The organism is Bacillus sp. SIMBA_008 (genome assembly GCF_046535495.1).
Taxonomy (GTDB): domain Bacteria; phylum Bacillota; class Bacilli; order Bacillales; family Bacillaceae; genus Bacillus; species Bacillus subtilis.
On the sequence record NZ_JAWRWL010000002.1, the window covers coordinates 778,692 to 804,267 of the forward strand.

The following is a 25,576-nucleotide window of genomic DNA, read 5'->3' on the forward strand; positions in this document are numbered from 1 at the left end:
CATATGAAAGAGGTGAAGAACATGTATGATCAATCTGTTTCCTCTTACCTGCAAAACTTGAATTCCTTCGTTCAGCAGCAGGCGATTCACATTCAGCAGCTCGAACGTCAGCTGAAAGAGATTCAAACTGAAATGAATACGATGAAACAGCGGCCGGCCACTACCATTGAGCGTGTGGAGTATAAATTTGATCAGCTGAAAATCGAAAGGCTCGACGGGACTTTGAACATCGGTTTAAATCCGACTGACCCGAACAGCGTCCAAAACTTTGACGTCAGCCAGTCGACACCGCAAATCGGGATGATGCAGCAGGAAGAGAGCGCTCAGCTCATGCAGCAGATCCGCCAGAATGTCGACATGTACTTAACCGAGGAAATCCCAGATATTTTGGAACAGCTTGAAAACCAATATGACAGCAGACTTGACGATACAAACAGACATCATGTTATTGAAGACATCAGAAAACAAATGGACAGCCGAATCCATTATTATATGTCCCATATCAAAAAAGAAGAACATACACCGCCTGCACAATATGCAGAACATATCGCTGAGCATGTGAAGCGTGATGTCATCCGCGCTGTAGAACACTTTCTGGAGCATATTCCATCAGAAATGAAAGGAGATGAGCAAGCATGATCTTTACAGTCATCAACCGCAGCTTAGAAGTCGGGGACATCCGGATGAACGGTGTGTCCAGTTCCTCCGTTTTCCACATCGGAGACACTGAATCCATTTACCTGTCTTCTATTTTTGATACACCGCCTGAATCTCTTATTATTGGGCCGTTTGCTCCGCTTGCGCCAGAATAATGCTTAAACGCATATCGCGCATCAGACTAGTTAAGTTTAATTCCCTCGGGATCGCAAGTGTGTTTCAAGTTGGCGACACAAATGAAATCGATATGAGTGTAAAAGTATTTGCTGTGCAGCGTTCTCTGTCCACGTTTTACCATAATGAAGGCTCATTTAACAAAAAGGAGTATCAGATCTTTCAGCAGCAGGCTGTGAAGCCGCTCCCCGAAACAGGTGTACAAAGCGCGTTTTGCCACGAGGTGCCGGCTATTTATGTTCGCAGCATCAAAATTCAAGGGGTCTCAGCCTCTTCTGTTTTACATGCCGGATCAGCTTCGCTTATTCGCGGTGATGCGAGACTCAAACATATCAGACAGATTCAGTCTCCGCGCTCACAATCGCCCGCCAAGAACATATAATAAACAGAGACTTCGATAAAGGGTGTCGTTTATGCCAGCAATTGTCGGGCCTATAGCTATCAATTCCATATCGGGCGGAGTCGTAAACTTTGGTGATTCCTTTTACCTTTCTCCGAAAAGCTCTTCAAAATCTGCGCTCGGTTCGGGAGCAGGAAACACGGGAGATTTCCTTCTATTAAATAATGCAGTCAACGCGACAAATTATATAGACCCCGATGTCAACGATCAGGATATGGTTGGAAACGGATAAAAGCAGCCGCTCTGCAAAGAGAGGGCTGCTTTTTAGTCATTTTTTCTTTTTTCGTTCATTTGATTTCTTTGTTTTGATCAGCTTCTCAGGCGGCTGTTTTCTGATCCATTTGACAAACCGGGCAAGCTCTGGATCGCTTCTGAGTTCAGCCATTCCGTTTAAACGTACGGCGAGCTCTTGATTGGTATATAAGGCATGAATCTGTTTATGACAAGGAATACAGAGCATCGCTGTCGGCAAAAACGTTCCGCCTTCCTCTTTCGGTGTGAGATGATGCTCTGTCAGCTGGACATCGCTCCGGCCGCACAGCTCACATATTCCGGCAGTCTGCTTTGCCATATCCGCTCCTCCCTTACATCAACTCAAGTGATACCCGCGTACCGCGGCCGCTCGGTTCAGCCGGATGGACGATCAGCTTTTTCGGAAGCCGTGCACGCAGTTCCTGCACATGGCTGATGACACCGACAGCCAGATTGTCTGACTGAAGTTTTTCCAAGGCCGTTACAACCGTATCAAGCAGATCTTGATCCAGTGTGCCGAAGCCTTCATCTAAGAAAAAGAACTGCAGCGGGTATTCCCCGCGAAGCTGAATCTGAGCAGACAGCGCAAGAGCAAGTGAAAGCGAGGTGAGGAAGGTCTCTCCTCCAGACAAACTGGAAACCGGGCGTCTTACGCCTCCATTCGCGTCATCCCGCATCACGAAGCCGCCTTCTGAATCTACTTCGATGGCATAGCGCTGTCTTGTCAGCATACTGAGTCTTGCTGAGGCGTCCCTCGCAACGCTTTCAAGCTGCTCCTCAGCTAAAAATTCAACGAAGGTATTGCCTTTAAACACAGCTTGCAGCTTGTCCAGCCTGTCGATATGCGTCTGCCATTTTTTCAGTTCAGCTTCAATTTCATTAAACCGTTTATGATGGTCGCGAATGACAGCCAGTGCTTTTGCTGCCGCGCCTTTTTCCTCTATAGCAGCGCCAAATGCGTCCTCAGCTTTTTGTAATGCTGCAACGGTTTCGTTCCATTCGCTCTCTGATAATGCTCTGCCGGCAAGTATCTCTGCTACTCGTTTTAAGTTTGCAGCATTTTGCTTCAGTTTATCCATAAACTGGTCTATGCCGGTTTTCATCTTTTCAAGTTCATCAGCTGGGATGAGACTTTGTTCAACCTCCTCAGTCCGGGTAATGGAGGTGTTTTTTGTATGCTCAAGCCAAGCAGCTTTTGCTTTTTCCAATCTGCCCTTCGCCTCTTGAAGAGTGAGCTCGCTTGCCGAAGCGCGGCTTTTCGCTTGGTTGAGCTTCATTTGGGCGCTTTGCAGTTCTTCATATAAAGATTGTTCTTTTTCCTTTAACAGCTTTAGATCCTGCTGGACAGAGCGGAGTTTGATTTGAATCGAATCTCCTTTTGCATAATCTCCGAGTTCGTGCTCATAATCAGCTATCACGCTCTTGATGCGTTCAGCCGCATAATGAAGCTCCAGCTTTTCCCGTTCAAGCCGGTGTCCAGATTCCCGCAGTTTTTCCTTTTGTGCTTCATGCTCAGCAAGAAACGCGATACTCTTCTCAATTCGTTTTTCACATTCTTCTGCAGCCCGGTCCTTTTCTTCAATGGCTTGCTGCCATTTTTCTGCCTCGTCCACAGATTGATTCTGAAATGCTTCTTTAAACATATTCAGACTGCTGTCCATTGAGGATTGAAGCTCGCTGATGATGCTTTCAATACGGTCAGCTTCTCTTTTTTCAAAACCGATTTTTTCATTAAGCTGCTCGGCCTTTTTTAAAGACTCCTGATAGGCGCCAATCATTTGTGCCATTCGTGTCTTAACAGAAAGAATGTCCTGCTTGATTCGTTTCCATTCAAATTTGGCAGTTTCAAATGCTTCATACACCGGCTGATGTTCGAAGGAAGCTGCCGCTTCAAGGTTCTGTGCTTGAATTGTCTGCAAAAACGGACACTGTTCAATAAAGCGCGCGGACTGTTCTTCAAGCGTAATTTTGGCTGAAAGAATCTCCTGGCTGAGAGCTGCAGCTTCCGTCAATAATACATCTGTCCGTTTGATGTCCTCTTCAAGATGGCTGTCGGCTTCATATGTTTCATGTACTGAGGCAGATGGATCATGATCGGTTGAACCGCATACCGGGCAAGGCTTACCGGCAGTCAGCTTTTGGGCTAACTCTTTTGTCAGCAGTGCCACCCTTGCTTTTTCACGCTGTAAGTGAAGCGTGTGTTGACTCTTTCTAGCCTCTTCCGTCATATGTGTTAATGAGCGTTCCGTTTCGCACACCAAATGGTACACAGTTTGTACAGCCTCATATGCCTGAATGATGTTGTTTTCTTCCGCTTCCGTCTTTTGAACGAGTGTATTCTTCTCTTCATTCATCTTCTGCAGCACGAGGTTCAATTCTTCACTTCGTTTTTTCTCTTTTTTGATTTGCTCCTCGGTTTGTCTGATGCGCAATGCCATTTCTGCGGCCTGCTGGCAGCTTTTTCGCTCATCGGATGTCACCTGCAGGGATTTGAGCTGCTGTTTCAATTCTGTCTGTCTGTTTTGCCCTCGTGTCAGGCGGTCTGTTACGGCCTCTAATTCATTCATGACAGATTGAAGAGCCGCTTCTTTCTGCCGGAGGTCAGCCTTTTTGCGCTCTTCCTCTTGCTTGGCCTCACTCAGTTTGATTTCGATTTCCTGCAAGCGTGAAAGCTGTTCCTGCTCTGTTAAAAGCTCAGGCTCTTTCTCGCTTTTATGCTGGCGCCACGCTTCATACTCTTCATGTTTTTGCTGAAAGAAAGCTGTCCGGTCTGCTAAATCCTTTTGGGCTAGCGTTTGTTCCTTTTCAGCTTGCTCCTCATGCTGGATCGCTTCTGCGTACCGGTCCGCATAGGGTTTAAGGGCTGCTGCTGTTTCTGCTTCCAGCAGGCGTTTTTGCATGCTGTCTATATGCGGCTGTTCTTCTGCGAGACGTTTTTCCTCTTCTTCATAAGTGGATTTTTCCTTTTGGACATTCCATATCTCCTGATGCTCTGTAAACCGCTCCTTCGCCTGATCACGGTTCTTCCTCATCGCTTCCAGCCGGGCTTCAGCTTGTTCGAGAACCTTTTCAGCCTGCTCCACTGCCTCTGAGCTCGCCTCACCGAGACCGGACTGTTCAGCAAGCATTTCATTTTTTCTCGCATTGGCTTCCTGCGCCTGCCGTCTCAGCTTTTTCACAAGCCTGTCTCCATATTGCTCCAAATTAAATAAACGCTGAAGCATATGCCTGCGCTCTGCCCCTTTTAAAGACAGAAATTCAGCAAATTTCCCTTGGGGCAGCACCACCGCTCTCGTAAAATCGTCGATCGTCAGCCCTAAGAGCTCCTCCACTCTTTTATTCACTTCGCTGGCTTTATCAGCCAGCACCGTATGCTCGTCCTTGATTTCGATGAAGCGGCAAAGTGCCGTTTTTACCTTCATTTCATCCGTTCTCTTAAACACACGCTCGACTTTGTATGAGATTTGGTGATTCGTCTGAAGCGCAAAGGTAAAGGACACAGACAGCGTATCTTCGGCGTGATTTAAGATTCCGTGCGTATTATTCGCCGCCCGTTCCACCTTTCCGTATAAAGCAAGCGTCATTGCGTCGAGTATAGAGGATTTACCGCTTCCTGTCGGGCCGAAAATGCCGAAAACACCGGCACCGGAAAGGCCTTCAAAATCTATCGTCTGCTCCTCTCTAAAGCTGTGGAGCCCCTTAATGCTTAAGGCGATCGGCTTCATTTCGCATCCTCCTCTTCAACGCCTGATGCAAGCTCTAAAAACAGCTTCACCATTTCTTCATCCGGCACCGCACCGCCAGTTTGTTTTTCATAAAATTTCTTAAAGCGGTCCTCGATTGAGACATGTTTAACCTCGATCCGTTCCCGGTCTTTGTTCTGTTCTTCAAAAACCGGCCTGATATGGATAAAGCCCGGGTGCGCCTTCCGCAGCCTGTGAATCTCTTCAAGTGACAGCTGGTCCGCGACACGGATTTCCAAGTCAATCCAAGCATTCTGATCTCTGCCTTCATCCAGCCAGCTGTACACCTCACTTAATCCATTTGCCGCTTTCCACTTCACAAGTGGCTTGCCGCTTGATAATAACACCTCTTGCCAAGTGGCCTCTTCCCCAGGCTTTGCGTCCACAATCGTCACTGATTTAGCGTAGCCCGCTTCAGAAAAGCTGTAGGCGAGCGGAGATCCTGAATAACGCGCAAGCGTCCGCGCCCGCTTGATCGTTTGCGGGCGATGCAAATGGCCGAGCGCAACGTAAGCGGCATCTGCCGGCAGGCTTTCAGCAGCCACCGTGTATGCACCGCCGACTTCAATCGGCCGCTCTGAATCGGTTTGGTTTCCGCCTGCCACATAAATATGGCTGGCGGCAATCTTCACTGCATCGGTCCGGAACCGGCTTGTCATATGCTCAAACGCCTGCCTGATTTTCACATCATAGTGATCACGGAGCAGCTTTTCATCAAACGTATCGGATAGCACTTCATTTAACCGCGCTTCAGATGGGTACGCCAGCGCTCCAACCGCCAAAAGCTCTCCTGCTGAAGGCACTTCAATATGAATCGGCTCTGTTGTCGGATAACCGATTAAATGAATGCCGTTTTCATGTGTCAGCGGTGAAGCGGCGGACAAACGGTCAGGATTATCGTGATTTCCGGCAATGACGACGATCGGGCGCTTTCCTCTGTCGCTAAGCGCAGACAGGCTTTCATAAAACAGCTGCTCGGCTAAAGCTGGCGGGTTTACGGTGTCAAATGCATCCCCCGCCATTACAATGGCATCGATCTGCTCATCCTTTACAATCGTATTCAGTTCATCCAGCACATCGGCCTGTTCACTCAGCCTGCTTCTTCCTTCAAGCGTTTTTCCAAGATGCCAGTCAGCCGTATGTAAAATCCGCAAATGCTTTCACCTCTCTTTTATATAGAAAACGAGACCCGCTCCGCCTGAAATTCCGGAGCTTATGGATCTCGCTATAATGTCAGAATGTGCCCTCCGTCAAAGAAATAAAGCGCACATCCCTTTACCTTTGTTTTTGCAATTTGCTCCACTGCCTTCGTGTACAGCTGAATTTGCGTTTCATATCGTTTCTTCAAGATCGGGGCCGCTCCTTCAAATCCATGCTGGAATTTGCCCTCAATCCGGTCCGACTTATAATCCAATAGATATAATCCGTCCTCAGTTTCATAGAGACAGTCAATAATACCCTGCACTAAAAGCGGCTCATCTGCCTCGTGTGCATCAGGATAGATCTCCTTGGCCGGAAGCGCTAAGCTGAATGGTATTTCCCGGTCCTTCCACTTAGCACCGATCAGCTGTCCGCCGATTTCTGTATGGAAAAATTGCACGATTTCTTCTATATCAATAGCGTCTTTTTGTTCTTCAGTGAGAAGCTCTTTTTCATAAAGCCTGTGAACCGTCTGCTCAGCTTCTTCTATCGACGGCACATGTGACAGCGGGATATGCTGCATAACCGTATGCATGGCAGTCCCTTTCTCTGCCGCTGTCAGGCCTTTTTTCATCATAAAAGCGGGACGTCTGTACAGAATGCTTCCATCAGCCGGTTTTACAGGGGCCCTGCCGCTGTATTCATCCTCGTACTCTCTTTTTCTCTTGATCTCAGAAACTGATTGCTTTGTCCGAATTTGCGTCACTTCTTGATGCGGGTAGGTCCAGCTCAGCTGCTCGCGGGCTTTTTCATCAAACGCAAACGAGCCGGGAACTGGTTCACCTCGGCGGATCGCTTCTAGGCGCTCGCTTTTTTCTTCCATTCTTTCTTCCAGATCATCATCAAGCAAATCATAGGAATGGATCATTTGAACGGCAAAACGAGCCGGGTGACCTGAGATGTCAGCGTGTGCTGGCACACCAGCCAAATCCCCCAAGTCTCTGTGCCTGGCAAGAGCCGGCCCAATGAAATCTAGATACGTTCTCGCCTGATAGCGGTCAAATTCCGGCAGAAGCCAATCAGTTTGGGACGCGGATGCCTGCCATTTTGCAAGCTGTTTCTGATGATCCTTACATGAGCCAATCAGAAACAGCTTTTCCTTCGCTCTCGTTAATGCAACATAGAGCACACGCAATTCCTCTGACAGCAGCTCCCTGCGCATTTTTTTCTTCATCGCAATGAGCGGAAGTGTCGGATAGCTGATGCGTAATTGCGGATGAATATACTTCGTGCCAAATCCGAGCTCCTTATCCAGCAGGTACGATTTGTTCAAATCCATCATGTTGAAATTCCGGCCGAGACCTGCTACAAACACGACTGGAAATTCGAGCCCTTTGCTGCTGTGGATCGTCATTAAGCGGACAACATCCTCCTGCTCGCTGAGCGCTCTCGCCGTACCAAGATCATCGCCCCGCTCCTGCATGCGTTCGATAAACCGCAGGAAACGGAACAAGCCGCGAAATGCCGTTGATTCATATTGACGCGCCCTGTCATAAAGAACACGCAAATTGGCCTGGCGCTGTTTTCCGCCCGGCATGCCGCCGACATAATCCATATATTTGGTGTCGCGGTACACTTCCCAAATCAGCTCAGATACTGAGTGGTTTTTCGAAAACGCGCGCCATTTTTGCAGATGTCCGTAAAACGTATTTAACTTTTGATAAAGCTCATCGCTCCGGTCACCAGCAGCCAGGTAGTCTTTCATCGCCTCATAGTACGGCGCTTTTTTATTTTCAAGCCGGATCAAAGACAGCTCGTTTTCATCTGCTCCGACAATCGGTGAGCGCAGCACAGAGGCAAGCGGTATATCCTGATACGGATTATCAATCACCTTCAGCACAGAAAGCGCGACGGCGACTTCGACCGCTTCGAAATAGCCTGACGTTAAATTGGCGTAAACCGGTATGCCCTGTGCTCTCAGCTCCTCCATGATTTGCGGAGCCCACGGCATCGAACGGAGCAAAATCACGATATCTCGGTATTGAATATTGCGATGTGTTTTCTTTTTTCCGTCATACACCTTAAACGGCGATGAAATCAGCTTACGAATTTCCTTAGCGATGGCTTTTGCCTCAAACTGCACCGTTTCAAGCTCTTCTGCTTCCTCGCTTGCATCCGTATCTTCTGCGTTGTCGATCAGCAGCAGCTCTGTTTCCGTCTCGTCATTGTCCGGATACGCTGCACCAAGCTTCAGCTCAGCCTGCTCGTCATAATCGACCTCACCGATTTTGCCGCCCATCAGCTGTTTAAATAAAAAGTTTGTGCTGTCTAAAATATCAGCCCGGCTTCGGAAATTTTTATTTAAATCGATTTTCCGCCCCGTGCCTTCTCCGCTCTCTGTAAACCGTTTGTATTTAGAGAGGAAAAGAAGCGGCTCCGCAAGCCTGAATCGATAAATCGACTGTTTGACATCTCCTACCATAAACAGGTTACCAGTCTCCTCCGGACCGCTTGTGACGAGCTGCAGAATCGATTCCTGCACGAGGTTGGTATCCTGATATTCGTCAACGAGCACCTCATGAAACTGTTCCTGATAAAACCTTGCAGCCTCGCTCGGCTCACGTTCACCTTTGTCATTCTCAGCTGTCAAAATCGCTAAACAGTAATGCTCCAAATCCGAAAAATCGATGATTGATTTTTCCTGTTTCGCAGCTTCGAATCGTTTTCCATAGCTGATGACAAGCTGTACGAGCGTTTCAATGACAGGCTTCATCTCGGCTAGGCTTTTCAAGTGCTGTTCAGGACTTCGCGTGAAGTAGTCGGTTTTGAGCTTTTCAAGCAGTTTTTTTGCGCCGTTCCTCAAATCTGTCGCCTCATCAAGGAGCGCTGGATCGAACTCATCCCCTTTTACTGCTTTGGCACGCTTAAAAGAGACGGCGGGCACCCGCTTATATAGTTCACTGAAATCGTCCTGATGCTGAATCAGTTCATCAATCTGAGCAAGATCATCAAGAAAATTGTCAGCACGCGGCGCCGGGCCGCCCGGCGCTTTCGTCAGCTCAAGCGCGCGCAAGAGCTTTTCCTTCGCCCCGTTAAGCACCATTGCAATATCTTCTTTGACATATTGATAAAACGGCAGCTCCTCGATGGCGCTCTTTTCTGATACATCATACAAATGAACAAAGCTTTCCAGCCACGCCTCCGGGTTGGGATGGGATCGGGAATACTCGTACACCTGTTTAACGAGAAATTGCAGATCCAGATCATGCCGGTCTGTCGTATAGCGGTCAACAAGCTCAAAAAACGCCTTTTCGCCCTTTGCGTATTCGTCTTCAAACAGCTCGTCAAGCACTTCATCCCCGATCAGCTCGCCTTCCGTCTGATCAGCTATCCGAAAGCCCGGATCAAGATCGATCAAGTAGTAATATTTCTTCAGCACTTGCAGGCAAAAGGAATGGAGCGTCGAAATGCTGGCCCGGTTTAAAAGAGACAGCTGGCGTCTAATATGCAGCGAGCCGGGGCGCTGTACAAGCTCTTTTTCCAAGGCTTCTGCGATTCGGTGCTTCATCTCTGCCGCTGAGGCGTTTGTAAATGTCACAACGAGAAGACGGTCTACATCTATTGGGTTTTCCTCCGCGGTGATTTTCCGAATCATTCGTTCAACGAGCACAGCGGTTTTACCAGAGCCCGCAGCCGCTGCCACAAGAATATCCTGGCCGGTTGAAACAATGGCATTCCATTGGTCATCTGTCCATGTGCTGTCTGCCGGTTTAGGAATGTTCATTGCCATCCGCCTCCTTTTTTATCCACTCAAGTATTGTCTTGTCCTTTTCAGCCTTTAATGGGCGATACTCGTTTTCTTCCAGTGATTCATCAAATTGGCATACTGATTTGAACGCACAGTATGTGCACGGCGTCTTGTTCTTCATTTTGTACGGCTCAATGGATACGCGCCCGTCGGTGATTTGTTCGCCCGCTTCTTGGAAGGTGCGGCGCACATGCTTTGTCAAAAGATCAAATTCCTTTTCACCGACTGCTGCTGAGTCTGATCTGAGAGAGCCGTCTTTTTTCAAGCCGGCGTTTATGATATTTGAACGTCCCTCTTGAAGGGTTGTATCCATGAGGCGAACCACTTCCTGATCACCGAGGAGCAAGCCCTTCATTTTAAATTTCTTAAAGATCTCCTGTTCAATCTCGTCAAGCCCAAGCGGGAGATTAGATTGAATCATCGGGTCATGAATATGGAAATACAGCACTCCGGCAGGCGTCGCCCTCATCCCGAGCCAGTCAGCTGAATGTGTAATCGATAAATCAAGGTACGTCAGCATTTGCAGTGCCAATCCGTAATATACTTCCGCTAAGTCAAGGCCTTTGTCGCTTGATTTATAATCGACAATCCTGAGGAGCAGGCCTTTTGAGCTTTCAGCCTTATCAACACGGTCAATTCGCCCGACGAGTTCCATCGTACAGCCGTTTTTCAGTTGAAAGGTCAGCGGCGGAAGCGGCCCTTTTCCTCCAAAGCCCAGTTCAAGCCCGATCGGTACGAATCCGCTCGCTTTCGCATGCTCGCTTAAAATGCCGGACACACGTGTCACAATTTTTTGCAGTTTTTCCTTCACATAATAATGCCGGTTTGAGCTGAGCAGAATTTCCTTTTGCAGTTTCGGTGCCAGCCGCTCTACCGCATCATAGGAAAACAGCTCGCACTGCTCCTTCGTTAAATCGCGCCAATCCAGCTTTTGCTCACGCAGCCTATCAGAAATCAGCTTTAAGCTGGAATGAAACAGCTGGCCGATATCCGGTGCTTCAAGCTTGAAGAATTGCCGTTCCTTCAAATGCAGCCCGTGTGACGCAAAATGGGAAAACGGGCATGCGTTAAAGGTTTCCATTCTCGATACACTGCCCTGAATGCGTTCACCATAGAGCTGTCTCGACACGCTGCGTTCAAGCTGCTTCACTTCATTCCGGAAAAACAGGCTTGAGAACAGCTTTTTCGACTGCAGCCTGTCCGGCTCACTCATCAGCACATTGTACGTGCTCCACCAGACGTCGCTGATGTCGTATTCCCGTGTCCATAACCTGAGCTGGCTCGCGGTAAAGGACTGTGCCACGCTTTTATTCACGACATACATCAGCTGTTCCTCATCGCTGACCTGTTCAGGTTCATTTGTTAACAGGCGCTCCTTATGATGCGGAAACAGTTCTTCCAGCCGCTTAACGATCATCGACGGCAAAAGCGTTTTTCCTTCTGCATCAGCAATCGGATACGATACGTAAAGCCGGTCAGACGGACTTGAAAACGCCATGTAGATGAGGAAGTGCTCATCAAGCAAACGCTCTCGTCCGCCTGAGGATAGCTCAACCCCAATCGTTTTCAGCCATTCCCGGTCGTCATCCGACAGGACCCCGTTTTCATCAGGGCGTGCCGGCAGAACGCCGTCGTTTGCCCCGAGCACAAAGGTGCAGGAGGTGCCATACATTCTGGACAAATCCATATTGCCGACAAACACCTGGTCAAGCGCAGGCGGAATTAGAGAAAATGTAAGCGACTCCGCGCCGGCTTCTATCATTTGCTGAAACAAATCAAGAGAAATCTCATCATCTCCCATCATTTCAACAAACTCCTCAAGCAGCTGAATGACTGCGTCCCACGCCTGCTGATGTTGCTGCGCTTCAATAATTCTGCCGTCATCCTCAGCACGCTGCCTTTCCTGATCCAGCTTCAGCGGCACATCCGTCTCTTCTAAATAACGATAGAGCGCCTCCGCCTTCTCTTGAACCGTCTTCGCTTTTTTCATGCGTTTTTGAAGCTGAAAAAGCGGCGGAACAATCCAATCGCGGGTGTCATTCAACATGTTTTCCATTTCGATTTCCTGATCAGTCTGCGCAAAATCATCATCCAATGACACAAAACGCCTGTATTGGAACCGATCGCCCTTTGTCCAGCGGTCGCCTTTAATACCATAGGCGATACAGTAATTTTCGAGCTGATCGACCTGTTCTCTCACTTTGGCCTTCGGTTCATTGAGCGGGAATAGCAGTTCGGTTTTCACGCAGCGAAACACCGCTTCATAACGCCAATTCCCTTTCAGAACATCAAGGCTCGACCGGATAAATTCAATTAACGGATGGTTCAGCATAGATGCTTTTCCGTCAATGAAATAAGGAATCTCGTAATCTGCGAAAACTTCCTTCACCATATCCTTGTAGTCTTCCGGCTGGCGCGCAAGAATTGCTACATCCTTATAGCGATATCCCTTCTCTCTGACTAGGGCGTGAATTTCCCGAGCAATGCCTTCCAGCTCAGCTCGTCTGTTTGCGGCCTGCATCACAGTAAGGGCTTCTTGTTTTTCTGCGTATGGAATGGCCGGACGCGCTTCATACTGTGCCTCTAGATGCGCCAATTCCGGCGTCTTTGTATGCCGCTCAGTCCCGCTCAGCTCTTTATACGTAATGTCCAAATTCAGTTCCTTCGCCTTCTGATGCAGGCGGTAATAGGTTTTCCCCGTCATTCTGAACAATTCCAGTTCATGCGGCTCCCGCTCATATGACGGCTTGTCCGCTGTGAGCGAAAACGTGATATGCTCCGCATGAACCATAAGCTGCTCCAACACCCTGAATTCCTGCGGGGTAAACTGATAAAAGCCATCCACATAGATATGGGCGCCTTTTATATCTTCCGCAAGCGGGGTATGCTCTGCCAGCAATGTCAAATAATCCTCAGAGTGAAGATATTGATCTGCGAGGCTTTTTTCCATTTGCTGATACAGAATTGATAAGTCATGGAGCTTTTCAGATAAAACACGTTCTCCGCGATACTCGGAAGCCGTTCCGCTTTCCGCCATCCGGCGGATATCCTCCGGTTCCAGACAATAGCGCTTAAACTCTGTCAGCATCCGCTCAACCTGTGCGGTAAACCCGCTTTTGTCACTCGCTTTTTGATAGACTTTGAACTCCTGTTTATGCTCCTCAATGAGCTTCCGCAGGAGCATTTGTACGCCGGTGCTCGTCAGAAACGGCCTGCTCATTCCTCCCGTATGCTGGAGGACGCGCCAGGCCAATCGTGAAAAACTGAACACTTGAGCGCGTATCATCCCGCCCATATCTGGCGTTTTAGCAAGCTCGTATTCCATTAAAAACGTCATTTGATCCGGGACTAGAAAAATGATCGGCTTCCCGAATGGAGCCCGGCGCAATTCATCCTGAATGCTGTTGATGATCAGCTTCGTTTTTCCACTCCCGGACCTGCCTACTAAAAACTCTGCTCCCAAATTAGAAGACCCCTCTCTTTTTATCTCTCTATATTTTATCGAATGTTGACGAAAATGACCAATCTGATCTATTGGTAAAAACGGCCTTTTCACATATAAAAAGCTGATTATCTCCGCACATCTCTCCCTGCCCAACATATACTTTTACAGAAGCCCAATTCCTAAGAATGGAGTTGAATCCCCTTGCATTACAGCTACTATCCCTATCCGGTGCCATACCGGGAAGATCCTGTTTTGATTCGGAATTTGCAGAAGGCCATCAACGGAGAATTCAGTGCTATTCAATGCTACCGCAAGCTTGCCGAACTCGCCCACAGCGATGAGGTCAGAAAACAGATTGAAGAAATCAGGCGTGACGAGATTCGCCACCTCCGTGAATTTTCCACACTGTATGGTTCAATTACCGGCAAACACATCATGCCGAAACAAACGGAAGAATGCCCGGACAATTTCACAAGAGGACTGGACGCCGCTTTTAAAGATGAACAAGAAACCGTCGACTTTTACTTGCGTGCGGCCGAGGAAACGTCAAACTTAAAAGCGAAAGGCGTCTTTACGCGCGCAGCACGTGATGAACAAAATCACGCTGTCTGGTTCCTATACTATCTGATGGAACGTTAGATATACCCATTCAGGGTATATGTACATATCCCCTTAGCTAAAAACACACTCCCCTGTTTTTTTCAAATGCAGCCGTGAAACATAAAACCATATACTGTCATACAGGGGGAATCAACCATGGAGCAATATTCTGAGGCTTGTATTGAGGCTTGCATCGATTGCATGAAGGCTTGCAATCATTGTTTCACTAAATGCTTGGAAGAAAGCGTGCAGCATCATCTCAGCGGATGCATCCGGCTTGACAGGGAATGCGCGGATATTTGCGCGCTGGCGGTCAAAGCCATGCAAACGGACAGCCCGTTTATGAAAGAAATTTGTGCACTTTGCGCCGATATTTGTGAAGCATGCGGCACTGAATGCGGAAAGCACGATCATGATCATTGCCAAGCATGTGCGAAAGCCTGCTTCACCTGTGCTGAACAATGCCGCAGCATGGCAGCGTAAAAAAGAGGGTTCAAAAAAGAACCCTCTTTTTATTTGGACAGCCATACGGAGTACAAATCAATCCATCCCTCTTCATCAAGCACCAGGCCTTTTACATTTTTACTTGATGTCACCTGGAGCACATTTTGATACAGCGGGATCGCGTTCAGCTCCTGTATCATCTGCCGGTCAATGTCACGCAGGATGTTGATTCTCGAACAGCGGTCAGGCATGGAAAACATCCGCTCTGTCATTCCTGAGCAAATCTGTGTCAGCTTTTCAGATAGATGCTGATACAAGAAACTGTTCTCCGACAGCAGCAAATGCAGAAAACCAAACTCGCTGTCTTGATAAAACGTCGCACTGTCATGAATGATATCCGCCATCTGCACGATTTCCGGCCGTCGCAGATCAGCAGCATCACAGAATTGAAGTGTAAGCCTGATACCGTGCTGGGCGCAAATATTTTGAATCCATTCGGCGTCCTCACGATGATCCGTTTCCGAAAAGGTATAAAGCACGATTGTTTCGCCCTCGTATCCGCTTTTTTTCAACAATTCAGATGGCGAAACGCCCTCCCACTCAAAAGGACTCGGATGCAAAAAGGACGTAACCGGAATTCTTCGGTGCCCTCCCGCTTCACGAACGAGCCGTTCAGAGGAAATCAGCAGCCGGAGCGCTTTTCTAAAGCTTCGGTGCTGAAGAGGCCCCTTCTTTTTCAGATTAAGCGACAAATACTGAACATGCCGCTCATCAAAGACAGTTTGCTGCTCAGGACATGTTTGTTTTTCTTGAATGGTAAAACCGTTCATCTCTCCGGCTTGCTCAGAAAACACAAACTCAACGCGATCCAAATAGGGGCGTCCCTTGAAGTAGCGCTCATTGGCTTCAAGCACAAGCATCCCGCTATGTTGCTGATTCATCTGAAAAGGCCCTGTTCCATTTTTCCCGCCGCCCTGTTCTGCCGGCAGTATGGACAGCCGTTCATCACAAAGAGCATACGGCAAAAGCGCATTCGGCTTATCGAGTATGAGCTCCACACAATAAGGGCCCTTTTCTAAGACTTGTTTCACTCCGTGCAGAAGCCATTTATACGGGTTGTCAGCCAGTTCCAAAAAGCGCTGAAATGTAAACGCAACGTCCCGCGATGTCAGCGGCTGTCCATTATGAAATGACACACCTTTTCGAAGAAAAAATCTCCATTGTTTTTTTCCGACCTCTTCCCATCCATGAACCAAATGAGGCTTCGGCTCCTGCATATCCGAATCAAACGTGAAGAGTGTATCAAATATCTGTTTGACGAAATGGCCCTCAGACCGCAAAAATATTTGGCATGGATCCAAACTGCTGACAGATTCAGGCGTGATGAACAGCCGCAGGACATCCTTCGCCCCATTCTCGCCTGTCTCCGTCACAAATCCGAATACCTCTGATAGCCACATGTTATATTCGTTTTGAAGCCCTGGAAACGCGGACTGATACTGCTGAAGCAGCTCCTTTGCCTTTTTAAGCTTTCCTGACATGGTATATTCCTTTGCAGTTTGAAGAAGCAGTTCCTCAGGCCTCCGAAGAAACGCGATTTTAGATTTGCGGCCGCGCCCCGCCCCGCTTTCCCGGATAATCCAATTGCTGTTCTCCAGCTTATGTAAAATGAGCTTTGCATTTCTTTCTGTACAAAATAAACAGTCGGCAATCTCAGTGAGCGTCATTTCGTTCATTTGCCCATACTCGGCGCAGCCTGTTTTTACAAGCGCCACGTAGTGCTCTATCAGCTTCAATCCCCGCACCTCCCGACAAAAGGGGAACTTTTATCTCTTCTTTTCTTCACTTTTTGGGCCGCCGCCCCTTCTATACACTACTACTATATCAAACAGCGAAAGGCGGCGATCACATGTTGACCAGTTTTCACTCTATAAAATCGAGATATACCGCTCCCGTTCGGCTCCGCTTTTTCGGCGAATTGCTGACAAGCCTGACAGGTGCAATGATGGGACCTTTTATGGTGCTGTATCTGCATGAACAATTAAACGGCAGTATCATGATGCCAATGCTGATCATCAGCCTTCAGCCATTTGCTGATATTTTCCTGACGCTCGCTGCAGGACGGGTGACGGACCGGCTTGGGCGGCGCACAGCGATTTTGACCGCATTGCTTCTTCAATCAGCGGCAATGACAGGGTTTGTATTTGCTGAGCATGCGTATGTTTTCGCTATTCTCTATGTCATGAATGGCATCGGAAGATCGTTGTACATTCCCGCTTCCCGCGCCCAAATCGCTGAAAGCACGCCGGAAAGCAGACGTTCGGAAGTGTTTGCGGTCATCAATGCGATCTATTCGACGGGTCTGACGGCAGGACCGCTAGTGGGGATGCTGCTGTACAATCATAACCCCGTGTGGATATTCGCATTAGATGCTGCAGCATTGTTTATCTACTTTCTGATCGCTGCACTGAAACTGCCTGAGACAAAGCCGCTACACCCAGCTGTTACCCCGAAAATGTCCGCGAGCTTTACAATATACAGGCCTGTCCTGCTTCTTTTGCTGCTCTCTCTCCCCATCAGCATGTTATATGCACAAACAGAAACAACATACAGACTGTTCAGCAAAAACATGTTTTCTGATTATCTGTCCATGCTGACCATCTATTCAGCAGCAAAAGCTTTATTCAGCTGTGTTCTCCAAGTACCTCTTGTCAAAGGGACCGAAAAGCTTTCAATGAAAACGATCCTCTTCATTACTTATATTTGCTACACCCTTGCGGCTGCCGGTTTTGCATGCTCAACCTCCCTGACAATGCTTTTAGTGACGGCAGCGGTGATGACGGTTGGCGAAAGCATCGGGCTAACCCACATCCAGACCTTCATATCAAAATTGGCGCCGCCTCATTTGCTGGGCCGGTTTTATGCTGTCTATGGTCTGCATTGGGATATATCCCGCTCAATCGGACCGCTGGCAGGCGGGCTGATCCTGACATCATTTGGCGGAGAAGTGATTTTTTACGCTCTTGCCGTGTGTCTGCTGACAGCGGGTTTATCTCTGACTTACACAATAGAAAGCTCGAACACAAGGTCATAAGAAAAGTGAATCGCTTATAGAAAATAATTCATAATTTCTTTATCAACAAAAATATACTATAGTAATAAATACATTCACTACGTGAACAATTGGAGTGTTACGTGAAAAAGGAAGAAGGGTTTTACATTGAAGAAAGACGAAAATCTCCTCAAAGATCTATGGTTTATCGCAATCAGTGCAGCCGGGGGGTTTATTCTTTCATTAACCGGAATATCAATTGGATGGATGATCGGAACACTGATTGTCGCCTGCTGCCTCGCCATGATACGGCCGGCATGGCTGATGATGGCACCAGACCAAAAAGGAATTAACCGACGATGGCTCGCCCTCGGGCAGATGATCCTCGGCATCGAATTGGGCCAAAAGCTGAATTTATCCGTTCTCTCTGTTCTCAAAGACCATTGGTTTTCAGTCGGCGTTATGCTGATATTGTCTATCCTGCTGGCCATGCTGTCAGGATATGTGCTTTGGCGTTTCAGCAAAACGGATATGATGACTAGCTTTGTCGGCACCGCTCCCGGCGGGCTTTCAGCCATGCCGAGCATCGCACAGGAAGTAGGCGCCAATACCGCTATAGTCAGCCTCGTTCAAATGATGCGTGTGCTGCTCGTGGTGCTTTCCATTCCGTTTTTAGTCATTCTGATCTATACAAAACAAGATCGTACCGCAAGTGCCGCAGCAGAGACGATTTCTTCTGCAACGACAGATTTTAGGCTCGCTCCCGTTTTGTGGACCGTCATTCTTATTCTCGCTGCCTGGGGAGCTTGCAAAGCTGCGAAATTTTTAAAATTTCCAGCTCCATGGCTGCTCGGCAGCATGCTCGGTGTAGCAATTGTACATGTTGGCGGAGCTGCGGTGACAGGGCACGACATGACGGCATGGTGGCCGTCACAAGCTAACCATGTATCACAAGTATTTCTCGGGGCAACGATCGGCTCTAAGATGTACAAAAGCATGTTTGCCGGCGTCACCCGTATTATCATCGTCGGGTTTGTCTCGTCCGTCGGTTTAATCGCAGCAATGTTTTTGAGCGCCGTGATCGTTTCCGAGCTGACAGGAATTTCGCTCATCACTTCTGTTCTGGCATTTGCGCCCGGCGGGATTGCAGAGATGGCGACGACGTCAGTTACCTTACACGCTGATTCCACCTTTGTCGTTGCGGTTCAGGTCATTCGCGTCATTCTGGTTATTGCCCTGCTGCCGCCGTTTTATCGTCTGCTTCACCATCTTCATGGTGAAAAAAAAGACAAAAAGAGCTCAATCAGCGGCAGTAGTGCCTAGTTGAAAAAAAGGTTCAAGAACTTTTAATTCGCAAACCATCGAGATGGGGAAATATAAGCGGATATTTCGTTGTTAATGGATCAGGTTTGAAGTGAGTGCTGCCAGAGGGTGAAATGAAAGAAATAATTGACGACTTACGATTGAAAAAGAGGTTAAAATGAATAACCTCTTTTTCTTATATAAAGATATAAAATGATAAAGGGAAATCTATCGTTACGTTGATTCTCTTATAATAAGCTTTGTTGGCAGTTTAATAATTCTTCTGTTTAAAGTGGCATTACCCGAAATGGACTCGATGATTTTCAACACAGCCTGTTGGCCTAATTCTATTACGGGGATATCAATTGTTGTTATGGTCGGAGTAACGACTTGGCAGATCAATTGGTTGTCAAAACCAATTACAGCTAAGTCTTCTGGAACTTTAAAGCCATTTTTCATCGCCTGTTTAATAATCCCTGCGGCGACTTGATCATTTCCTGTAAATATTGCTGAGGGTCTGTCCTTTAGATCCTTTATCTTATGAAAAACACGAAAGCCATCCTCGATATTAAACATTTCGCCGAATATCCATTCGCTTCTATGATGTAAATTGTAATCTTGTAAAGCTTTCAAGTAACCCTCTTTCCTCTGACATTGAGCTTCGCTATATGGAGTATCAAAACAAAACCCAATTTTATCATGCCCTCTTTCAATTAAATGTACTACCCCCATGTATGCGGCTTCAAATTCATCATACCCAATTATCGTGATGTCCGCTGAGTGATGATATTCATTACATAATAAGATAGGACCATACTTTAAGAAAGGGGATATCTGATCCCATTCATTTTCTAAAGTCCCAAGAATAATGCCATCCACTTCTTTATGCTTCAATAACTCTAGTAATTCTAGCTCCGTCTGTTTGTCATAAAAGGTCTGAAATACAATTACCTTGTAATTCTTAAACAGTGCTTCATGAGAGACCCCTTTTATTAATTGAGCAAAAAATGGATGGTCGATACTCGGAACCGATAAAGCTATCGTTTGTGTCTTATTTCTCCTAAAATTCCGAGCTAAATAATTGGGAGTGTAGTCAAGTTCGTTAATAGCCTTTAAGATCATATCTCTTTTTTCTTTCGACACATAAGGATGATTATTCAATACTCTTGACACTGTGGTTTTAGACACATTGCATAATTTTGCTATTTCATCAATTGTAGGCATATTTTCCCTTCCTTAAAAAAGTTGTTGACATGTTACCGATTTCAGAAACTAGGATAAATTTGTAATAAATTTTTAGATTATAAAATCATTGGAGGTACTGTTCATGCAAAAACAGGTTAAGATTTCAGGTAAAAGCAAAGAAAACATGTCACTATTAAAACACTTAAAAGGTGACGTACAAGGAAAAGAACTTGTTATTGAAGACAGTATTGTAAACGAGCGGTGGAAACAAGTATTAAAAGAAAAGATAGATATTGAACATGATCTTTTCAACTATCAAAAAAATCGTGAAATCAGTAAAGTCCCTTTTTTGCCTGTAGACAGATTAATAACCAATGATGAAGTGGAAGATATCTTAAATACATTAACTGAAGTTTTGCCAACTGGAAAATTTACGAGTGGTTCCTATTTAGAGCAATTCGAAAAAGTTTTATCTACATATTTACATAAAAGGTATGTAATTGCAACCAGCAGTGGAACCGATGCTATTATGATAGGTTTATTGGCTTTAGGATTAAACCCAGGGGATGAAGTTATCATGCCGGCTAATAGCTTTTCAGCTACTGAAAATGCTGTGTTAGCTTTGGGAGGCGTTCCTATCTATGTAGATATTAACCCACAAACATTCTGCATCGATCCTGACAAAATTGAAGAAGCAATAACTCCTTATACAAAGTTTATTCTACCTGTGCATTTATACGGAAAACATTCAGACATGCAGCATATTCGTCAAATCGCAAATCGTTATAAATTGAAAGTAATTGAAGATGCCTGCCAAGGAATTGGACTGACAGACTTAGGAAAGTATGCAGACATCACTACATTAAGTTTTAATCCCTATAAGAATTTTGGTGTATGTGGCAAGGCTGGGGCAATAGCAACTGATAATGAAGAACTCGCTAAAAAATGCATTCAATTTAGTTATCACGGTTTTGAAGTAAATGTAAAAAATAAGAAAGTCATCAATTTTGGATTTAATTCAAAAATGGACAATTTACAGGCAGCAATTGGTTTAGAGAGAATGAAGTACCTTTCATTAAACAACTTCAAAAGATTGTTCTTGGCGGATAGATACATTACCCAATTAGCAGAGTTGCAGAATAAAGGCTATATTGAATTACCAGAATTAAGTGAAGATCATGTATGGCATCTGTTTCCTATTAAGGTAAGAACAGAAGATCGGGCAGATATCATGACTAAATTAAATGAAGATTTTGGTGTTCAAACAGATGTATATTATCCAATACTGTCTCATATGCAAAAAACTCCTTTAGTACAGGACAAGTATGCAGGACTCCAATTGGTTCATACGGAAAAGGCTCATAGTCAGGTACTGCATTTGCCTTTATATCCGTCATTTACTTTAGAAGAACAAGACAGAGTAATGGAGGGACTGTTTCATGTTATTAAGCAAGAAATCGGAGTATAAAACGTTATCCACGGTTGAACATCCTCAGTATATTGTTTTTTGTGATTTTGATGAAACGTATTTTCCGCATACAATCGACGAACAAAAGCAACAAGACATCTATGAACTCGAAGACTATCTAGAACAAAAAAGTAAAGATGGGAAGCTAATAATCGGATGGGTTACTGGGAGCAGTATAGAATCTATTCTCGATAAAATGGGAAGAGGAAAATTTAGATATTTTCCGCATTTTATAGCTAGTGATCTTGGAACTGAAATTACGTACTTTTCAGAGCATAACTTCGGTCAGCAAGATAACAAGTGGAACAGTCGCATTAATGAAGGGTTTAGTAAAGAAAAGGTTGAAAAACTTGTGAAACAGCTACATGAAAATCATAACATTCTTTTGAATCCTCAAACTCAATTAGGAAAGTCACGGTATAAGCATAACTTCTACTATCAGGAACAAGATGAAATAAACGACAAGAAAAACCTATTAGCAATTGAAAAAATCTGCGAGGAATATGGCGTTTCAGTAAATATAAATCGGTGTAATCCCTTAGCAGGCGATCCAGAAGACAGCTATGATGTAGATTTTATCCCCACAGGGACAGGAAAGAATGAAATTGTAACGTTTATGTTAGAGAAATACAACCTAAATACCGAAAGAGCTATCGCATTTGGGGATAGTGGAAATGATGTTCGTATGTTACAGACAGTAGGGAATGGATATCTGCTAAAAAATGCAACACAGGAAGCCAAAAACTTGCACAACCTTATAACTGATAGTGAGTACTCAAAAGGAATTACTAATACCTTAAAAAAATTAATTGGATCATGAGGAGGAAATAAAAATGAAGAAGATAGGAATCATAGGTGCAGGTGGTATTGCAAGAGCGCATGCAACTGCTTTATCTACAATAAAAAATGCAGAGTTAGTAGGGGTATATGACATAAATCAACAAAATGCGGAAAGCTTTGTGAAAACTTTCGGCGGGAAGTCATTTGAAAACGCAGATGAACTAATTGATGCCTCAGAAGGTTTAATTGTAGCATCACCAAACTTTTGCCATAAAGAATATGCTTTGCAAGCATTAGGAAAACATAAGCATGTATTGTGTGAAAAGCCTATGGCTATTTCTCTTGAAGAAGCAAGCATAATGAAAGATACCGCTGAAAGGTTGAGCGTAAGAGCCAGTATGGGATTTAATTATAGATATTTATCTTACGTAAATATCTTAAAAAGCTTAATTATCAATAATGAACTAGGTAACATACTGTCCATAAAAGTACACTTCAAGAAAAATAGTGCACTTAGACGTAAGAAGTTTACTTGGAGAGATGACGCTAATAGTAAGAAAACCAGCGGGTCATTGGGGGATCTGGGTATTCACCTTATTGACATGGTATGGTATTTGTTCGAGAGTGATTTCATCACAGAATCAGTAAGGGCAAAGATGAACACAAATGTAAAAACAAAAGAGGATAAACAGGTACTTGTAGATGACTATGCAGAAATTTATGGCCAGCTGAAGAACAAGGTATTTGTAAATATCATCACATCAAAATGTTCTGTACCTGAAGACTGTGGTTTTAGCATTGAGGTAGTTGGACACAAAAAAGAGTTTAAATACCACACAGGTAATCCTCACGTTTACAAGCTCATAGATGGCTTGAACGTGGTAGACTGCCCAGTACCGCAAAGCCTATTAAACGATCCGCCAAACGAGTTTTATGGATGGGCTGATTCTTTTAGAAGCGAGTTAATCAATTGGATTGCATCAACTCAGAATGATTGGGTTGAGATCCCTTCTTTTAGTGATGGTTTTAGATCTCAGGAAGTGTTAGAAATGTTCTTTGAGAAAGACAGCAACTCTCAACCAAGGTCTGTTTCAGCAGTCAACTAGTATTTCAAAGAGAGAAGTTACTAAAAAAGCAGGAATTTACTTTCCTGCTTTTTCATATAGGGGTGTAATGAATGTTAAGAGGGACATATTTATTTGGATATGCTTTCTTTTTTACAGTAGGTATTATCCATATATCAACAGGGAGTTTGACACCATTTCTATTAGAGGCTTTTAACAAGACAACAGATGATATTTCGGTCATAATCTTCTTTCAGTTTACCGGATTTCTGAGCGGAGTATTAATCGCACCGTTAATGATTAAGAAATACAGTCATTTTAGGACACTTACTTTAGCTTTGACAATAATGCTTGTAGCGTTAAGTATCTTTTTTCTAACCAAGGATTGGTATTATATTATTGTAATGGCTTTTCTCTTAGGATATGGGGCAGGCACATTAGAAACGACAGTTGGTTCGTTTGTTATTGCTAATTTCGAAAGTAATGCAGAAAAAATGAGTAAGCTGGAAGTTCTCTTTGGATTAGGCGCTTTATCTTTCCCATTATTAATTAATTCCTTCATAGATATCAATAACTGGTTTTTACCGTATTACTGTATATTCACCTTTTTATTCGTCCTATTTGTAGGGTGGTTAATTTTCTTGTCCAAGAACCGAAAGTACGCTAAGAATGCCAACCAACAAGTGACCTTTTCAGATGGAGGAGCATTTCAATACTTTATAGGAGATAGAAAAAAATCAAAGCAATTAGGCTTTTTTGTATTTTTTGCTTTCCTATATGCTGGAATCGAAACAAATTTTGCCAACTTTTTACCTTCAATCATGATAAACCAAGACAATGAACAAATTAGTCTTATAAGTGTCTCCTTTTTCTGGGTAGGGATCATCATAGGAAGAATATTGATTGGTTTCGTAAGTAGAAGGCTTGATTTTTCCAAATACCTTCTTTTTAGCTGTAGTTGTTTAATTGTTTTGTTGATTGCCTTCTCTTATATAAGTAACCCAATACTTCAATTGAGTGGTACATTTTTGATTGGCCTAAGTATAGCGGGGATATTTCCCATTGCTTTAACACTAGCATCAATCATTATTCAGAAGTACGTTGACGAAGTTACAAGTTTATTTATTGCCTCGGCAAGTTTCGGAGGAGCGATCATCTCTTTCTTAATTGGATGGAGTTTAAACCAGGATACGATCTTATTAACCATGGGAATATTTACAACTATGGCGGTCATTCTAGTAGGTATTTCTGTAAAGATTAGGAGAACTAAAACAGAAGACCCTATTTCACTTGAAAACAAAGCATCAAAAACACAGTAGAAAACGTATAAAATAAAGATACTAATAGACATATCGTATAAGCAGTGCAAATTCCTGAACATCTTGAATTTCATTCTTCAAGAGGAAATCTGATTTACGTTACAGCCTTGAAAAAGATAGAAACAAAGCGAAAAACACGCACCGCAGTGCGTGTTTTTTATTTAAAAATGCTAGGAAGCCCCCCTTCAATTTCTTCTGACGACGGATACCATTTTGTCACCAGATCCCGAAACAGCCGTTCCGCAAAAAGAATCTCTTCCTCGGTATAGCGGTCAAAAAATGACAGAAAACGCTGTTCAGCCTTCTGATGATAATATTTGTGCAAACTGTGCAGCTTTTTTCCAGCAGGCGTCAATCGGAAGTAGACCTCCTTTTTATTATCGCTGAGCTGTGTTCTGTGAAGGAATCCTGCGCCGAGCAATTTTGTGCTGATGCGTGATACAGTCGCTTTTGTCGTATTCATTTTTTCTGCTATCGACGTGACATTAATTGGTTCATTGTCCCCGACACAGGATAGAACATGAATTTCTGTCATCGTCAATTGAGATTTACTCCCGTGCTCTACATCCAGCTTCCCCAATTCGTCAGATAAAAAGGCTTTAATAAGCCCCTCCCATTTCTCCTGCTGATGAATGAGCTCCGCATACAATTCAAAAAGATTGCGTTTCGTATGATCTGTGTTCATCGGGTTTTCCATCCTTTTTCATTCGATTGTTTCTTCTATCATACCGTTTTGTTACAGA

19 protein-coding genes and 1 pseudogene are annotated in these 25,576 nt (G+C 44.9%); 12 read left to right on the forward strand and 8 right to left on the reverse strand.

What is annotated here, in order from left to right; all coding sequences use genetic code 11:
• The first annotated feature begins 21 nt into the window (after positions 1–21).
• Genes gerPC through SB658_RS09565 form a run of 4 tightly spaced genes read left to right on the forward strand, consistent with a single transcriptional unit; the run spans position 22 to position 1,463 of the window.
• On the forward strand, positions 22–639 hold the full coding sequence (gene gerPC / locus SB658_RS09550) for a spore germination protein GerPC (RefSeq protein ID WP_015252404.1): 618 nt from the start codon (positions 22–24) through the stop codon (positions 637–639).
• Complete coding sequence (gene gerPD, locus SB658_RS09555; protein ID WP_003233093.1) at positions 636–812, forward strand: spore germination protein GerPD; 177 nt, start codon at positions 636–638, stop codon at positions 810–812. The genes gerPC and gerPD overlap by 4 nt, the downstream gene beginning before the upstream one ends.
• Complete coding sequence (locus tag SB658_RS09560; protein ID WP_010886467.1) at positions 812–1,213, forward strand: spore germination protein GerPE; 402 nt, start codon at positions 812–814, stop codon at positions 1,211–1,213. Before gerPD ends, SB658_RS09560 begins: the two co-directional genes overlap by 1 nt.
• Before the next feature lie 31 nt (positions 1,214–1,244).
• Entirely contained in the window at positions 1,245–1,463 is a 219-nt protein-coding gene (locus tag SB658_RS09565) for a spore germination protein (protein ID WP_003233096.1), read from the forward strand.
• Between the two features lie 36 nt (positions 1,464–1,499).
• Here the strand turns inward: SB658_RS09565 and hlpB are convergent, their stop codons facing one another.
• The 5 genes from hlpB to addB form a co-directional block, all read right to left on the reverse strand.
• Positions 1,500–1,802, reverse strand: coding sequence for an HNH nuclease-like protein HlpB (gene hlpB / locus SB658_RS09570; RefSeq protein ID WP_003233097.1), 303 nt, complete (start codon positions 1,800–1,802; stop codon positions 1,500–1,502).
• Positions 1,803–1,815: 13 nt separating this feature from the next.
• A complete protein-coding gene (gene sbcC, locus SB658_RS09575) occupies positions 1,816–5,208 on the reverse strand; it encodes an exonuclease subunit SbcC (protein ID WP_003233098.1) in 3,393 nt (1,130 codons plus the stop codon).
• Positions 5,205–6,380: an exonuclease subunit SbcD gene (sbcD, locus tag SB658_RS09580; protein WP_003233099.1), complete on the reverse strand. Its 1,176-nt coding sequence runs from the start codon at positions 6,378–6,380 to the stop codon at positions 5,205–5,207. The genes sbcC and sbcD overlap by 4 nt, the downstream gene beginning before the upstream one ends.
• 71 nt (positions 6,381–6,451) lie before the next feature.
• Positions 6,452–10,150 (reverse strand): helicase-exonuclease AddAB subunit AddA, encoded by a 3,699-nt coding sequence (gene addA, locus SB658_RS09585; RefSeq protein ID WP_003233100.1) that lies wholly within the window; start codon positions 10,148–10,150, stop codon positions 6,452–6,454.
• The gene (gene addB, locus SB658_RS09590) at positions 10,137–13,637 is read right to left on the reverse strand and encodes a helicase-exonuclease AddAB subunit AddB (protein WP_144500819.1); all 3,501 of its coding nucleotides are present in this window, start codon (positions 13,635–13,637) and stop codon (positions 10,137–10,139) included. The genes addA and addB overlap by 14 nt, the downstream gene beginning before the upstream one ends.
• 183 nt (positions 13,638–13,820) lie before the next feature.
• On the opposite strand from addB, the gene SB658_RS09595 reads away from it, so the two are divergent.
• Complete coding sequence (locus tag SB658_RS09595; RefSeq protein ID WP_003245806.1) at positions 13,821–14,258, forward strand: ferritin family protein; 438 nt, start codon at positions 13,821–13,823, stop codon at positions 14,256–14,258.
• A 117-nt stretch (positions 14,259–14,375) separates the two neighbouring features.
• Positions 14,376–14,702 carry a four-helix bundle copper-binding protein gene (locus tag SB658_RS09600; RefSeq protein WP_009966950.1) on the forward strand — a complete coding sequence of 109 codons (327 nt, stop codon included), beginning with the start codon at positions 14,376–14,378 and terminating at the stop codon, positions 14,700–14,702.
• 29 nt (positions 14,703–14,731) lie between these two features.
• On the opposite strand, the gene SB658_RS09605 is transcribed toward SB658_RS09600, so the two are convergent.
• Positions 14,732–16,459 carry an SgrR family transcriptional regulator gene (locus tag SB658_RS09605; RefSeq protein ID WP_032677412.1) on the reverse strand — a complete coding sequence of 576 codons (1,728 nt, stop codon included), beginning with the start codon at positions 16,457–16,459 and terminating at the stop codon, positions 14,732–14,734.
• Between the two features lie 113 nt (positions 16,460–16,572).
• Here SB658_RS09605 and SB658_RS09610 point away from each other — a divergent pair.
• Positions 16,573–17,777, forward strand: a pseudogene (locus SB658_RS09610) (MDR family MFS transporter).
• 106 nt (positions 17,778–17,883) lie between these two features.
• A complete protein-coding gene (locus tag SB658_RS09615; protein ID WP_003233112.1) occupies positions 17,884–19,038 on the forward strand; it encodes an AbrB family transcriptional regulator in 1,155 nt (384 codons plus the stop codon).
• Between the two features lie 213 nt (positions 19,039–19,251).
• On the opposite strand, the gene ntdR is transcribed toward SB658_RS09615, so the two are convergent.
• Positions 19,252–20,241 (reverse strand): NTD biosynthesis operon transcriptional regulator NtdR, encoded by a 990-nt coding sequence (ntdR, locus tag SB658_RS09620; RefSeq protein ID WP_003233114.1) that lies wholly within the window; start codon positions 20,239–20,241, stop codon positions 19,252–19,254.
• A gap of 103 nt (positions 20,242–20,344) precedes the next feature.
• Here ntdR and ntdA point away from each other — a divergent pair, with 103 nt between their 5' ends.
• From ntdA to glcP, 4 genes are all read left to right on the forward strand, one after another.
• Positions 20,345–21,670: a 3-dehydro-glucose-6-phosphate--glutamate transaminase gene (gene ntdA / locus SB658_RS09625; RefSeq protein WP_003233116.1), complete on the forward strand. Its 1,326-nt coding sequence runs from the start codon at positions 20,345–20,347 to the stop codon at positions 21,668–21,670.
• Positions 21,642–22,490 (forward strand): kanosamine-6-phosphate phosphatase, encoded by an 849-nt coding sequence (ntdB, locus tag SB658_RS09630; RefSeq protein WP_003233118.1) that lies wholly within the window; start codon positions 21,642–21,644, stop codon positions 22,488–22,490. The genes ntdA and ntdB overlap by 29 nt, the downstream gene beginning before the upstream one ends.
• Before the next feature lie 13 nt (positions 22,491–22,503).
• Complete coding sequence (gene ntdC, locus SB658_RS09635) at positions 22,504–23,556, forward strand: glucose-6-phosphate 3-dehydrogenase NdtC (RefSeq protein WP_003233120.1); 1,053 nt, start codon at positions 22,504–22,506, stop codon at positions 23,554–23,556.
• A 71-nt stretch (positions 23,557–23,627) separates the two neighbouring features.
• The gene (glcP, locus tag SB658_RS09640; RefSeq protein ID WP_003233122.1) at positions 23,628–24,833 is read left to right on the forward strand and encodes a glucose/mannose transporter GlcP; all 1,206 of its coding nucleotides are present in this window, start codon (positions 23,628–23,630) and stop codon (positions 24,831–24,833) included.
• Positions 24,834–24,990: 157 nt separating this feature from the next.
• Here glcP and SB658_RS09645 read toward each other — a convergent pair whose 3' ends face one another.
• Complete coding sequence (locus tag SB658_RS09645; RefSeq protein ID WP_015715632.1) at positions 24,991–25,518, reverse strand: MarR family transcriptional regulator; 528 nt, start codon at positions 25,516–25,518, stop codon at positions 24,991–24,993.
• Between the last annotated feature and the right edge of the window lie 58 nt (positions 25,519–25,576).

Excerpts from the sequence above, each read along its gene's own strand:
- gerPC (WP_015252404.1), top strand. The coding sequence starts at position 22 with ATGTATGATCAATCTGTTTCCTCTTACCTGCAAAACTTGAATTCCTTC.
- gerPD (WP_003233093.1), top strand. The coding sequence starts at position 636 with ATGATCTTTACAGTCATCAACCGCAGCTTAGAAGTCGGGGACATCCGG.
- SB658_RS09560 (WP_010886467.1), top strand. The coding sequence starts at position 812 with ATGCTTAAACGCATATCGCGCATCAGACTAGTTAAGTTTAATTCCCTC.
- SB658_RS09565 (WP_003233096.1), top strand. The coding sequence starts at position 1,245 with ATGCCAGCAATTGTCGGGCCTATAGCTATCAATTCCATATCGGGCGGA.
- hlpB (WP_003233097.1), bottom strand. The coding sequence starts at position 1,802 with ATGGCAAAGCAGACTGCCGGAATATGTGAGCTGTGCGGCCGGAGCGAT.
- sbcC (WP_003233098.1), bottom strand. The coding sequence starts at position 5,208 with ATGAAGCCGATCGCCTTAAGCATTAAGGGGCTCCACAGCTTTAGAGAG.
- addA (WP_003233100.1), bottom strand. The coding sequence starts at position 10,150 with ATGAACATTCCTAAACCGGCAGACAGCACATGGACAGATGACCAATGG.
- SB658_RS09600 (WP_009966950.1), top strand. The coding sequence starts at position 14,376 with ATGGAGCAATATTCTGAGGCTTGTATTGAGGCTTGCATCGATTGCATG.
- ntdR (WP_003233114.1), bottom strand. The coding sequence starts at position 20,241 with ATGCCTACAATTGATGAAATAGCAAAATTATGCAATGTGTCTAAAACC.
- ntdA (WP_003233116.1), top strand. The coding sequence starts at position 20,345 with ATGCAAAAACAGGTTAAGATTTCAGGTAAAAGCAAAGAAAACATGTCA.
- ntdB (WP_003233118.1), top strand. The coding sequence starts at position 21,642 with ATGTTATTAAGCAAGAAATCGGAGTATAAAACGTTATCCACGGTTGAA.
- ntdC (WP_003233120.1), top strand. The coding sequence starts at position 22,504 with ATGAAGAAGATAGGAATCATAGGTGCAGGTGGTATTGCAAGAGCGCAT.
- glcP (WP_003233122.1), top strand. The coding sequence starts at position 23,628 with ATGTTAAGAGGGACATATTTATTTGGATATGCTTTCTTTTTTACAGTA.
- SB658_RS09645 (WP_015715632.1), bottom strand. The coding sequence starts at position 25,518 with ATGAACACAGATCATACGAAACGCAATCTTTTTGAATTGTATGCGGAG.